The sequence below is a fragment of the Microcoleus sp. genome, from assembly GCF_049646505.1.
Classification (GTDB): Bacteria; Cyanobacteriota; Cyanobacteriia; order Cyanobacteriales; family Microcoleaceae; genus Microcoleus.
The window spans coordinates 17,395-30,899 of sequence record NZ_JBARVX010000544.1 but is presented as its reverse complement, the minus strand read 5'-3'; the positions used below and the strand labels follow the sequence as shown (position 1 = coordinate 30,899).

At 48.1% G+C, this 13,505-nt stretch carries 10 protein-coding genes; 7 read left to right on the top strand and 3 right to left on the bottom strand.

The window, feature by feature from the left end:
• Nucleotides 1-375: 375 nt before the first annotated feature.
• Nucleotides 376-1,872, bottom strand: a complete 1,497-nt coding sequence (locus WBA89_RS25795; protein WP_424410454.1) for a GUN4 domain-containing protein — start codon at nucleotides 1,870-1,872, stop codon at nucleotides 376-378.
• 447 nt (nucleotides 1,873-2,319) lie between these two features.
• Nucleotides 2,320-2,463 carry a hypothetical protein gene (locus WBA89_RS25790; RefSeq protein WP_424410452.1) on the bottom strand — a complete coding sequence of 48 codons (144 nt, stop codon included), beginning with the start codon at nucleotides 2,461-2,463 and terminating at the stop codon, nucleotides 2,320-2,322.
• 41 nt (nucleotides 2,464-2,504) lie between these two features.
• Between WBA89_RS25790 and WBA89_RS25785 the strand changes: the two genes are divergently transcribed.
• Entirely contained in the window at nucleotides 2,505-3,956 is a 1,452-nt protein-coding gene (locus WBA89_RS25785; RefSeq protein WP_424410450.1) for a hypothetical protein, read from the top strand.
• Between the two features lie 94 nt (nucleotides 3,957-4,050).
• On the opposite strand, the gene WBA89_RS25780 is transcribed toward WBA89_RS25785, so the two are convergent.
• Nucleotides 4,051-5,097, bottom strand: a complete 1,047-nt coding sequence (locus tag WBA89_RS25780) for a WD40 repeat domain-containing protein (RefSeq protein WP_424410448.1) — start codon at nucleotides 5,095-5,097, stop codon at nucleotides 4,051-4,053.
• A gap of 445 nt (nucleotides 5,098-5,542) precedes the next feature.
• Between WBA89_RS25780 and rimP the strand changes: the two genes are divergently transcribed.
• From rimP to WBA89_RS25750, 6 genes are all read left to right on the top strand, one after another.
• On the top strand, nucleotides 5,543-6,010 hold the full coding sequence (gene rimP / locus WBA89_RS25775) for a ribosome maturation factor RimP (RefSeq protein WP_424410446.1): 468 nt from the start codon (nucleotides 5,543-5,545) through the stop codon (nucleotides 6,008-6,010).
• Nucleotides 6,011-6,306: 296 nt separating this feature from the next.
• A complete protein-coding gene (gene nusA / locus WBA89_RS25770) occupies nucleotides 6,307-7,599 on the top strand; it encodes a transcription termination factor NusA (RefSeq protein WP_424410445.1) in 1,293 nt (430 codons plus the stop codon).
• A 100-nt stretch (nucleotides 7,600-7,699) separates the two neighbouring features.
• Complete coding sequence (locus tag WBA89_RS25765; RefSeq protein WP_424410444.1) at nucleotides 7,700-8,026, top strand: YlxR family protein; 327 nt, start codon at nucleotides 7,700-7,702, stop codon at nucleotides 8,024-8,026.
• Nucleotides 8,027-8,411: 385 nt separating this feature from the next.
• Entirely contained in the window at nucleotides 8,412-11,591 is a 3,180-nt protein-coding gene (infB, locus tag WBA89_RS25760) for a translation initiation factor IF-2 (RefSeq protein WP_424410442.1), read from the top strand.
• 429 nt (nucleotides 11,592-12,020) lie between these two features.
• The gene (locus WBA89_RS25755) at nucleotides 12,021-12,758 is read left to right on the top strand and encodes a low-complexity tail membrane protein (protein ID WP_424410441.1); all 738 of its coding nucleotides are present in this window, start codon (nucleotides 12,021-12,023) and stop codon (nucleotides 12,756-12,758) included.
• 243 nt (nucleotides 12,759-13,001) lie between these two features.
• A complete protein-coding gene (locus tag WBA89_RS25750; RefSeq protein WP_424410439.1) occupies nucleotides 13,002-13,223 on the top strand; it encodes a hypothetical protein in 222 nt (73 codons plus the stop codon).
• Nucleotides 13,224-13,505: the final 282 nt, after the last annotated feature.

The window sequence follows — 13,505 nt, the reverse complement described above, 5'->3', positions numbered from 1 at the left end:
ACTTAGGGCTTGCTGAATAATTGATCGCAGACCACTAGCAGAGCGATCAATTATTCAGCAAGCCCTACCTAATTTACAAATAAAATATCCCCCAACAATTTAAAAATAGTTAACTCTTTAAATAATTGCCACCTTTGCCATTAGACTTCTGGCATTCCTTCCCTCTCACATCTTGAAATTATCTGCGTCAATCGTCGGTTGCACCGGTCTGTCATCTGCGGTTGGCTTATCGATCGAACATTTATGCAATAAATAAGTTAATTGTTTCCCAATTTCTCCCTTTAGCGCCTTTCTCCCTTTCGGACTTTCTTCCCTGAATTCTCAAAATCCATCCGTTAAATCCCCGATCGAATCCCTTGCCGAACTTCCTTCTTCCTACAAATCTCGGCGCGACAGCAGAAACCAGATCCCGCCCAAACCCAAAACACCGCCCAAAACCCCACCTTCCCACCCAAAAACAGTCCCTCCCGGCAAATGTCCAGGCATTGCCTTAGAAGTCAAATTCAATTCAGTATAGTATATCCACTCACCGTTAACCCGCCACCCCACCCGATCGCCAAACTTCTCCCAAACAGTAGCATCATAAACACCAGGCTTTCCCCCCGACTTTAGCCACAAACCCTTTTGCACAGAAAAGCCGAACCTGCGGTGACTGTGCCTAACCCAAAGTTGGTCAATCGTCTCCAAATCCTTAGCGGGAAACTTCCTAATATCTTCCTCGCTCAAATAACCCCTTGAAACTTGCTGCATCACCTCCAGCATTTTCACAGAAGTTTCCAGATCCGCACCCCGCCATTTTTTAGCAATTAGCAGCCTTTCCAACTCAGAATAATCAATACCTTTTTCCGACTCTAAATTCACAGAAACTAGCGGAGTATCAGTCACAGGCTGAGTCGGTACAGAAGGACTCAGAACAGTTGCCTGCTGCAACTTTTCGGGCCCTGAGAGAACAATAGGAGGTTTGATAACTTCCAAAACTTCCGCAGCAGACTTATAGCGGTCTTTGACATATTCCTGAATCAACTTATCCAAAATCTGGCTTAAATCCTGGCCGATCTTTGTGCCTTTCGGCAAAGCCTCCCTCCAAAGCCACCGACCTTCGAGCGGGTCGTAAAGGTCATCGTGAATGTCCCCGTAGATATCCAAATAAGGCATAACAGAAGTCAGCAAGCGAATGCAAGTCACCCCTAAACTGTAAAGGTCACTAGCAGGAACAGCCCTACCGTGACGCTGTTCTAGAGCCGCGTAGCCGGGAGTTCCCAACTTAGTTCCTGTTTTGGTCGGAGCCTCAGCTACTACCTGTTTGGAAACCCCAAAATCTATGAGCACCAATTTGCGATCGCGATTGCGCCGGATCACGTTCTCAGGCTTAATATCCCGGTGAATTACATTGCGATCGTGAACAAAACTCAGCAAAGGCAACAAATCTAAAAGCAGTTCCCTCGTTTTAGTCTCGCTATAAGCACCATACTTTGCTAGCTCATCCTTTAAATTATTGCCATCAATAAACTCTTGCACCAAATACAAGCGCCCATCTTCCTCGAAATAAGAAATCAACTGAGGAATTTGCGGGTGTTTCAGTTCGTAAAGCCGTCTTGCCTCTTGTTCAAAAAGTCGAACATACTTTTTGAAATGAGCAGGCTTTTTCTGAAATTCTTGAGGCGGCGACAACTGTTTTATAACGCACAATTCCTCAAATTTTCCATGATTTACAGCTCTAAAAGTTCTGCCAAATCCCCCATCGCGCAGCGGCTCAGTAGCTGCATAAAGGTCTTTTAGCAGCAGCTTAGAACCACAGTTGAGACAATACTTTGTGCCTGGTGGGTTCTGACGCTTGTCTCTTGGGCAATCGAGATTAAGGCAGTATGTCATATATTAAAAAAAATGCGAACAAAATTATACTCACGGTGTCATTTTATTCAAGAGTCCGATCGCGAGTTGGTGTTTGTGGAGGTGAGACCCGGAACCTTAGTACAGCGGCAGCCACCGTCGCGCTCGGGAACGCTCTCGCCAGACTGCCCCTGAGCAAGTATAACTCTCTTGAGGGTTTGACCTCAAACTCGAAATCCAAATCTAACTCTAAACCTCGATCGGCAATACATTTGATTTCTTGGTCAAACAGCCAGCAGATTCAACAAAAATAATAATTTATTGCCGAGCCAGTTAGTTCTGCAACGGCGAAAACAAAACTTAGGATTCTGGCTGAGATATAATTTTATTGCCAGAGAGAAGCAAACTAACCCTAGGTGTCGCCGCCCTCAAGTTCGTTAGCGAAGCCCTCGAAGAGGATCGACCTCAATCTTTACCCAGTATAAAATTTTACCAAAATCCTGCCAAATCACCCATCCAAAACTCCCCAACTGTCCCCACATTAAAATAAATATTAGCTTGCTCGATCGCACCCGGATTGGGCGATCGACAATTAGCCAGTTGAAGCTGCTGTCTTTTTTCAGCTATTACCACCTAAATTTATTGCGATCGGTCTACTTAATTAGGAACTGACAGTGATACCCAAACTACAGCCATCTCAAAATTCCAACTCCAGCAAAAAATCAGCAAAAATTCCTTGGTTCGAGCGGTTCATGGCACTGGTCGCCATCGGAAATTTAAGTCTAGTATTATTTGACATAACTTACATACCGTGGCGTGATTTTTACTTCCGGCAACTACCAGTTATTACCAAAATATACGACCCAGTTAAAGGAATTCAACCCCACAGAGACACTAAGAAATATCTAGAAACTTTAGAAGAATTAAAAATTCAAGTAGTGCAAACAGGCTTGCAATCTCCCCAAGTAGCAGCCAAATTGCAGGAAATCAACAATCTGACCGCAAAAATGATCGACGAAGATCCCTTTCGAGTAGCATCAAAAAGCGGCGCCCTAGAAACAATCAAAGACCGAATGCGCGATCGCGCCCCGAATCCGCAAGACTCCGCCAAACAATCATTCAAAACATTCTGGAGTCAAAACTATTTAAACAAACAAGGCTGGCAACAAGAAATCACTTGGTTTGATGCCAAAATCAAGCCGTTAATCGCCACCAACTATTACCGCACGATGGGAGAAAACGGCGAATTTACCGACAACTTCTGGCAAATCGACCTGCCATTTATGGCTTTATTCGCGATCGAATTTCTAGCCCGCACCTACTTCATCAGCCGCCGCCACCGCAGCGTCACTTGGCGATCGGCCATGCTCTGGCGGTGGTACGACATCTTTCTGTTCCTCCCGTTCTGGCGCTTGTTGCGAGTATTGCCCGTCACAATTCGCATCCACCAAGCCAAAATGCCCGATCTCCAACCCATACGCACCCAAATCAGCCGAGGTTTCGTCGCCAACTTCGCCCAAGAATTAACCGAAGTAGTAGTAATTCAGCTCATCAACCAGATGCAACAATCTATTACCACAGGCGAACTAGCCCGTCAACTATTTCAATCCCCAAAACAACGATATTTAGACATCAACAATATCAACGAAATAGAAGCGATCGCCACCCATCTAGTGCAAATCACCGTCTACAAAGTCCTGCCCCAACTCCAGCCAGACCTAGAAGCCCTCCTCCGCTACAATATAGAATTATTTCTCAAACAATCCCCCCTCTATCAAGGATGGAAGCAAGTACCCGGATTGGGAAACCTCCCCGCACAGCTAGCAGAGCAATTAGTTGCAGAACTATCAAAATTAGTCACCCTCGGCCCCCAAGATGCCTACGAAGCCTTTAAAATCGCCAGCGAAGACCCCGTAGGTACCAAACTCTCAAGCCAGCTAGTCCAACATTTCGGGCAAGCTTTAGGAGCCGAACTGCAACAGCAGCAAACCTGGAAAGAAATACAACTGCTGCTGTGCGACTTCCTAGAAGAGTTCAAAATTAACTACATCCAGCGGTTGAGCGAAGAAGACTTCGAGAAAATTTTAGAGCAAGCTAAACAACTGCAACAGATAACCCCGCGTTAGATGGTGAAGTAACCTCAGTTCACTCAGAAACAGTTGCTTAACTTTGAATAATTGGTATTGCACCAGCGGATATTCCTCGATGGAAATTTCAATTTTACGGACGCTGTAACACTTTAATTCTCGAATCCCTTGTAATTCCGGCTAATAGTTTGCCATCAGGACTGACAACCAAATGACTCATTTGTTCTGGCTGTCCATCCAGAACTGCTTCTAGTTCGGCTGTTTGCAGATTCCATACTGTCAGTCCCTGCGGGGTAATACCAATTAGAAAATTACTGCTGAGGGTCTTATTAAATATTCTAAATATCTCACGAGAAAAGCCTTTTTTTGCCTTAATTTTTCCTGTTCTTAAATCTGATACTTCCACATCGAAAGATCTTTTTCCTGTTTTTTTGATACAAACCAGTGTCTGTCCATCTAAACTGATGCGTGCTGAGTCTGAAGAAGGGCTAAAAAAATTTTGGAGGACTTGTTGCTGGTTTGTTGTTACATCCCACGCTACAAGTTTACTACTCGGTAAAGTAAAAAGTACAGTTTTGCCATCTGGACTAATGTCATCAAAATGGGTATAGGGCAATATTGCTTTTTGCTTACCCGTTGCGATATCCCAGACTTTGATTTCACGATCTATACCGTCAGCGACACTAATAACAGTCTTTCCATCAGAGGCTATATGAACATGAAGAACACTGCCAGAGTGACCTCTGAGTATCTGAGGAGGTCGATCGGAGGTAATATCCCAAATGCGAACTATGCGATCGCCACTACCAGTGACAACAGTTTTACCATCAGGAGCGATCGCCAGAGCATTAATTGCACCTGAATCACTTCGTAGAGTTTTTTTCAACTTTCCTGTTTGGAGTTCCCAGACTTTAATTGTTTTATCTCGATCCCCACTGACCAAAGTTTGACCGTCCGCACCGATCGCAATGGCAGAAACTGTAGGATGCCCCTCTAGGGTGCGAAAAAGTGAAAAATTGCAATAGGGAGACTTGACTGCATCATGGGAACAGTACATCCGTCTGTATTGAACAAAAGGGAAAACCTCCCAAGGATCATTTCCCAGAAGAATTACAGTGATGGCTACCGGAATCCATAAGGCTTTGCGTTTCCAGTTCCCGGACTTTAAAATTTTCATCATAAAATTGGGTAGAAACCCCGTCCTGCAAGGACGGCTTTAATTTAACTTTACTCCCTTTCTCTCCAAGAATCGCCGAGATCCGAAGGCGGTTTGTCACCAGGCGGGCGATCGAGCTAAACTGGGAATTGAGATAAACTGCGATCGAACTCAAAGCTTGCACCTCTGTCATGAACAGGCTGTCCGGCCTGTTCTGTCAAAAAGTGAATCTTCTTGTGGGGTGGGCCCGATATCCCGCCCCTGAAAAACTTTTTGACAATAGTGCAAAATGTGATATCGGAGGAAATTCTCAAACTTCTTGGAAAAAATTGTTTTACCTAGGAGTGGGTCAAGCCCACTTTTTTTGTTGCATTAGTCGCAGGAAAAGAGTTCTGGGCATCAGATTTGCAAGTTTAGGACTTATCCAAGCCCGTTTCCGAGTTCAGGAGTTTTAACTTTAGTATTCGATATGACTCATCCCCTAATCCCACAAATCATTGACTTAGCTACCCCCGTTGCGGAAACATTGGGATTGGAAGTAGTGGGAGCAGTGTTTCACACCAACCAAAATCCTCCCGTCTTGCGGGTAGACATCCGCAACCGGCAGCAAGACACCGGTTTAGCCGACTGCCAGCGGATGAGCACAGCCCTCGAAGCCGAGTTAGACGCAACCGACATCATCCCCGACGCCTACGTGCTAGAGATTTCCAGTCCCGGAATATCCCGATTGCTCAGCAGCGATCGAGAATTCATTACCTTTAAAGGCTTCCCCGTGACAGTCAAAGCCACCGAACCCGACTCGCGAATCAAAGAGTGGAAAGGACTACTGGTATGCCGGGATGAAACAGCGGTTTATCTCAATCAAAAAGGGCGACAGGTTAAAATTCCCCGCCCTCAAATTGCCAAAGTAGAACTAGACGAAGGAAAGGAGCAGTAAAGGTAAATTTTGAGTTTTGAGTTGTAGGGGCGGTGCCTGTGAGTGTCCGCCAGATTTGAGATTTGAGATTGCCTCGCAGTAAGCTGAAAATGCTTCGCTGCGAGTTAATTTTTAAGAATCAAATCTAGAGCAGCGGGGTGAGTTGCAACAACCAATAAATTGTGACAACACCGACCTTACCTAATCCTATCTTTGTCACTCAGAAAATATCACCTATCAACTTTTTTCAAAAATCACCAATTAGTGATTGCCGACCGCCAGTTACGCATTGCCACAGAAAAAAAGGAGTGTTTTATATGTCAATGGTTCCCCTGCCCGGACTAAAAGAAATGGTCGAAGGTATTAGCAAAGAGCGAAATTTACCCAAACACGCCGTCCAAGCAGCTTTGCGAGAAGCCCTGCTCAAAGGATACGAACGCTACCGCCGCACCCAAAAGCTAGACCACTTCAGCGAAGAATACTTTGAAAACTTTGATGTAGAACTGGACGCAGAACAAGAAGGTTTTCGTGTTTTAGCCAACAAAACTATTGTCGAAGAAGTCGAAAACCCCGACCACGAAATATCACTTTTGGAAGTGCAAGAAGTAGCCACGGAAGCTCAGCCGGGGAGCATCGTACTCGTAGACGTAACACCAAATCAAAAAGAATTTGGTCGCATGGCCGCCATCCAGACCAAACAAGTTCTCGCTCAAAAACTGCGCGACCAACAGCGCAAAATGATTCAAGAAGAGTTCAAAGATTTAGAAGAAACTGTTCTTCAAGCAAGAGTGCTGAGGTTTGAGAGGCAGTCGGTAATTTTAGCCGTCACCAGCAGTTTCGGTCAGCCGGAAGTCGATGCCGAACTCCCCAAGCGCGAACAGTTGCCCAACGACAATTACCGGGCCAACGCTACTTTCAAGGTTTATCTCAAAAAAGTAGGCGAAGGCTCTACTAGAGGGCCGCAGTTACTTGTTTCTAGAGCGGATGCAGGTTTGGTGGTTTACCTGTTTGCTAACGAAGTACCAGAAATAGAAGACGGGGTAGTGAGGATTGTCGCCGTGGCCAGGGAGGCAAATCCGCCATCCCGCCACGTCGGCCCCCGGACTAAAATAGCAGTAGATACCCTCGATCGCGATGTAGACCCGGTAGGAGCCTGCATCGGAGCGCGGGGATCGCGAATTCAGGTAGTAGTCAACGAATTGCGCGGCGAAAAAATAGACGTGATCCGCTGGTCTCCAGATCCGGCCACCTATATCGCTAACGCTCTGAGTCCTGCTAGAGTAGATGAAGTGCGTTTGGTTGCCCCAGAAGGCAGGCGAGCTCACATTTTGGTCGCTGAAGACCAACTGAGTCTTGCCATTGGCAAAGAAGGTCAGAACGTCCGCCTCGCAGCCCGCCTGACCGGTTGGAAAATCGATATCAAAGATATTGCTAAGTACGATCGCGACGCTGAAGACACCAAATTGGCAGCAGAAGCCACCAGGCTGGAAGAACTAGCAGGGGACTACTACGAGGACGAAGACGAAGCATCAGGCTTCGACGGCGAGGCGGAAACCGCAGAATTGGAAGAAGATCGGGCAGCTACGGACGAAACCGCAGCCCCTGTCTAAAAACTGCGACATTCACTCTTCTTTGGTCAGGGGAGATCGGGAGGACTTGTCTCCGACTCTGCCGCTGCCCCAGTCTCCCCCTCTACCCCTCTGACAAGAAATGAAACCGAACTACCGGTGTTGTGCAAGTTGTCGAAAAATAGCTCCAAAAGAAGCTTTTTGGCGAGTAGTCAGGGTCTATCCTTCTCATCAGGTACAATTAGATAGTGGCCTCGGTCGTTCCGCTTACCTTTGTCGGGCGAGCGAATGCCTCAAAGCAGCTCAGAAAAAAAATCGACTTGGGCGATCGCTCAAAGCGCCTGTGTCTGACGAACTGTACCAAACACTTTGGCAGCGTTTAGCCACATCTGACTGTACATTTGACTGTACATCTGACACGGGTTCAACCGGGCGAAAAACCGACAAGAGTTCGGTCTCGACTGTGTAAACCCTCGCGGGTGGGCCTACCATTAATTAGCGGTAGCGCCAGCTCTAAAACCCCAATCCGATCTGCCCACCAGTCTGGAAAGATTTGTGTCAGATTAGATAAGGGTAGGGTACTAGCAGATGTATCCTCAAGATGGAAAGGCAAACTTTGAAGCTTGAGAAAGTGGCAGTTGCCAAAAATCAGACTTGAGAGTTCCCCCGTTCCCAAAAAAACTTGAGAATTCTCCAAGCGCAGACTTGGGCCAGTTGTATCTTTTAGATCAAATTGCCTCGCTGAGTACCAAAACCCCGATTCCTGACACTGAATCAATCACAGCGAATGATGTCGTCATTAGAACAAAGAATCAAAATGTAAAAACTGGTTGGCATAAAAGAGGGCAGAGTGGATGAACAACGGCAAAGTAAGAATTTACGAATTATCACGGGAACTAAATTTGGATAATAAAGACATCTTGGCAGTTTGCGAGAGGCTCAATATTTCAGTCAAGAGCCACAGCAGCACAATTACAGAATCAGAAGCAGAACGCATTCGCAAAACAGCGGAAAAATACGTAGCCAGCAGCCACTCTTCCCCTGGCAAGCCAGCTCCTCCCGAAAGAGGAGCAGCGCCATCTAGAGAATCTGGCCCTCACCCTAACGACCAACAAAAAAAGCAGCAAATTTTAGAAATACGCAGTCCAAAAGCAAGACCGGCTGGTGATTCATCCCAGCCTGCGGGCAACGAGGAGCAAAACACCCAGCCAGGGGCAACCGTGGCAGTTCCTCCCAAATCCCCCGCATCTCAACAACTCCAGTCCCCACCTAAACCAAATATCAATCGACCAGTGCTGTCGAAGCCAAATGTCGCTGGCTCGGGGGCTGCTTCGGAAACAGTGTCGGACACTGGAGGTGCGATCGCCCCGGAAACAACAGCCCAGGAGCAATCGCCTGCAGCACCTGCGACATCTCAACCGCCGTCGTCGGGAAAGGCTCCCGAACGCAGCCAGCGCCAGCCAGCAGCCCCTCCAGCAGCGCCAGAGGCAAAACTCACGTCGCCGCCAGTCAGAGCCGCGTCGGAGTCGGCCAGTCGCACCCCACAAAGTCTGGGAAACAAGCCGGTACTCAAACTTGCCAGAACCGAGCAAGAGCAATCACAACAGGCACAAACTCTGGACGCGCCGGCAAAACCGAGTCGCCCCAGCAGACCCGCACCGGGAGGTACGGAATCTCGCGACGCGCAAAGACCGCGCCGGGAAGGCGCAGCAGGCCCAGTCAAAATTCAACTGGCCGATCGACCTCAGCCCGGTGGCCCGCGCCGCAGCCTTGCCCCAGCAACGTCAGCCGCCGGACTCCGCAGCCGGGGCGGTGACACCGGAGCCGCAGGGGATGACACTGATGAGAACGAAGAAGATAATACGCCGGAGTCCGGGATTCTTCTCCTCGAAAGGCCCTCCCTCCCTCGTCCTGCCAAAAAGACTTCCGTCATTTGGGAAGAAGATGACGAAGAAAACTCAGATGCTGCCAAAGCTGCTAAAGCTGCCAAACTCAAGCAGCGCAGCCGTCTCAAACCTATAGATGACGATGACGACGACTTAGAAAATGGCTTGGATCTGCCGGCACCAGTTACCGTCAGCCTGTCCCTAGCCCGCCCAGCTAAAGCCAAGAGCACGGCAGCACCAAAGTCAACACCAACTCCGGGCGCACCCGGAAGCGGCAAAAACAAAAGACCGGGCCCTTCTCACGATAAAAGTTCTTCTGGTTCTTCTGGGGGACGCGGCAGCCGGGGCAAAACAGCCGAAGCTAAGGTAGAACGTCCAGAAAAGCTGCTGCTGAGCAGACCGATGACCGTTCAAGAACTAGCAATTACTTTGGCCGTGCCCGAAACCGAAATTATTAAACGGTTGTTCTCAAGAGGCATTGCGGTCAACATTACCGAAACCCTAGACATTTCAGCGGTGAGAACGGTAGCCGAAGAAATGGGTGTAGAGGTAGAAACTCCAGAAAAAGTAGCCCCAGCGCTGAAAGTCATCGAGATGATCGATGAAGCAGATTTGGAATACCTCCAGCGCCGTCCGCCAGTGGTAACGATTATGGGCCACGTAGACCACGGCAAAACAACCTTGCTCGACTCGATCCGCAAAACAAAGGTGGCTCAGGGAGAAGCTGGGGGGATTACCCAGCACATCGGCGCTTACCACGTAGATGTGGAACACGAAGGCAACAGCCAGCAGGTGGTATTTTTGGATACGCCCGGTCACGAAGCCTTTACAGCAATGCGGGCTCGGGGAACGCGGGTTACGGACATCGCTATCTTGGTGGTGGCGGCCGACGATGGCGTGCGTCCCCAGACAATTGAAGCGATCAGCCACGCGAAAGCCGCGAAAGTGCCAATTGTCGTGGCTATTAATAAAGTTGACAAGGAGGGCGCTCAGCCGGAACGGGTGAAGCAAGAGCTCACTGAGTACGGCTTGGTTGCAGATGACTGGGGCGGCGATATTACAATGGTTCCCGTCAGCGCGATTAAGGGAGAAAACCTGGATACGCTGTTGGAAATGATTCTGACAGTGGCAGAAATGGAAGACCTCAACGCTAACCCGAACCGACCGGCTAAGGGTACTGTGATTGAAGCTCACCTCGATAAGGCACGGGGGCCTGTGGCAACCCTGCTGGTGCAGAACGGCACTCTGCGAGTGGGCGATATTGTGGTCGCAGGCTCGGCTCTGGGTAAGGTGCGGGCAATGATCGACGATCGCGGCAAGCACGTAAAACAAGCAACTCCATCCTTTGCGGTGGAAGTGTTGGGGCTGCGGGAAGTTCCTCGCGCCGGAGATGAGTTTGATGTCTTCGGAAACGAAAAAGAAGCAGCGGCGATCGCCACCGGAAGAGCTACTTCCCAACGAGATTCCCGCCTGCTCCAAGGCGGCCGGATCAGCCTCAGCGGCTTCTCTCAACAAGCTAAGGAAGGCGTTCTCAAGGAACTCAACTTGATCTTGAAGGCAGATGTCCAAGGCTCCCTCGAAGCAATTGTCGGCTCTCTGACTGAACTTCCTCAAAAAGAAGTTCAACTCCGACTGCTGCTGTCTGCTCCTGGGGAAATCACAGAAACTGATATTGACCTCGCCGCAGCCAGTAATGCTGTAATTATCGGGTTCAATACTACTCTCGCCACCGGCGCTCGCCTCGCGGCCGACCAAGCGGGCGTAGACGTGCGGGAATACGGCATCATCTATAACCTCTTGGATGATATTCAAGGGGCGATGGAAGGTCTGCTGGAACCAGAACTGGTGGAAGAACCTCTGGGTAAGGTGGAAGTGCGCGCTGTCTTTGCGATCGGTCGCGGGGCTGTCGCTGGCTGTTACGTACTCGAAGGCAAGGTCATCCGCAACTGTAAGGTGCGGGTACGCCGGGGCAACAATATCGTTTACGAAGGTATCCTCGACTCGCTCAAGCGGATGAAGGAAGATGCTAAGGAAGTCAATACTGGCTACGAATGCGGCATTTCCTTGAGCGGCTTTAGCGACTGGGCCGAAGGCGATATTATTGAAGCCTACCGCATGGTTACTAAGCGCCGGACTCTATCTCAATAGTTTTGAGCGGTGAGTTTTGAGTTGGAAGAGAAGTTTTGAGTGCAGGTAACTTTCGTTGCCGATCGCTCGAAACTATTCTCTTCAACTCAATACTCCAAAACTAGATTTCTGGCATAAATATTTAATGCGAGCCGATCGACCGCAGATGCTATTGGGATAAACACAGATCGAGGCAGATTCATTTCAAAATACGTTTGTGAATCAGTCCAAGAAGTCTACTCTTCACTCACAAGTTTGGTTTTTAACTTAAAATTTAAAATTCGCCCACTCAAATAAGACTTACAAAAAGTAACCGGATTGATTTGAAAAATCCTCTTTTTTACCGCTAGATATGTACTCCTCGCACCAGATTTTTAGGGGAAGAGTGCATCCAAGATTGTAAAAACTCAAAATTGAAAACTCATAATTTATAACTAATAATTAATTAAAGTGCGTTCTTTTTGGTCAGAGCCTTTCTTGTGGATTCACCTTTCTGGGGCGGCTGTACTGCCGATTTTCCTGGGACTGTGCTTGCTGGGACTCGCAGTGGGTTATCCCGTACTCCCTGTGTGGTTAGAAGTGTTTTTAGTGGGTGTAACAGGTATTTTTCCTGTGCTTTGGATGCAGTGGTTCCGCCCTTTTTACATTTTTAGTCTTTTAGTCGCGGCTGTGAAACCGGAGAAGTTAACGAATGCCCAGCAGCAGATTCTGACTCGGTTTAAAACTAAGTTAAATCAAGCGATCGCTTTTTTTGTAGCTGTTTTGCTGGCAGTCATTTTGTGGCAGCTATACCGCTTAGCTCCCCTCGCGGCTTCGGTGGCTCCGTTTCCTCCTTCCTGGCGGTGGGCGGGATTGTTGTTGGCAGTTGTTGCTTTTTTAGCTAGCAATTTGTTTTTGCAGGTGTCTGCTAGTGTCGCGGCGGTTTTGCTGGCGCCGGAATCGGAAATGGCAGCGACAAAGCCTTATGTTTTAGAAAAAATTCGGGATGATTTTACGATCGCACTTTGGCAAGCCGATCGACTTTTGCCGACTTTTGCGGGCGAGAAAACTGTCGCGGAGGCTGCACCCGGAGAGCCAACTGAGCCGGCACCGGCAATTGAAAATTCGTCAGCCCAGAGTATTCTCAACCCACAACCTGCTGACAGCAACGGCGCTACCTCCTTGCCCCAACAGTCGCAAGGGAAGTGAAATTAAAAATAAAAGCTGAGATAATTGTAGTTTAAGCTACTTTAGTTTTGAGAAATGTATGCAGTTAAAAAAAATACGTCAGGTTCCTTGCTGCGATCGGGATTATTAATAGTATTAATATTTAAATTTTAATCGCAGGTTGTGGATATTGTATGTTGGCTATTTCTAGAGAAGAATCTATAATAGAGAAAGTCAAGGTAAGATTTGAATCCCTACAGGGGATTAAAACAGAGGTATAACAATATGGCGAATTATTCACCGATCGCACAACCTCAAGCAGCAGAGCCGATCGAACTGTGCGAAGATTCTGAAATCTGGGACAGCCTCAAATCCGCGATCGGCGCAAGTTCAGGGTTTCAACGCTGGCAGCTAGAGCTAAATTTTGATAGTCAGCAGCAAAATGCCACCATTGACCAACAGGTGCGCTCCTATCTGCGCGAAACTTTAGAAACTTTGGCTTACTGAGCGCCCTCAAACCCAATACGGTCAAGGTTTGTGAATTTTACAGGCAAATTCAGCAGGCATCCCCTCCAATATGCTAAGTAAGCGCCGCAAGCGATCGCAGCAACTTCGGACATCAAATTGCAGGGGAGAGAATTTCTGCTTGCTGAGCCGGCATTAATTCTCGCATCCTACCTGCAACACGCTCTGAGAAAAATCAAGATAAAATTAGCCCCAAACTCACGGTACAAAGCGACTGCAGCCGCTTTGTATTGATGTGCCTGTTTTCGTAACTCTTTATAATAA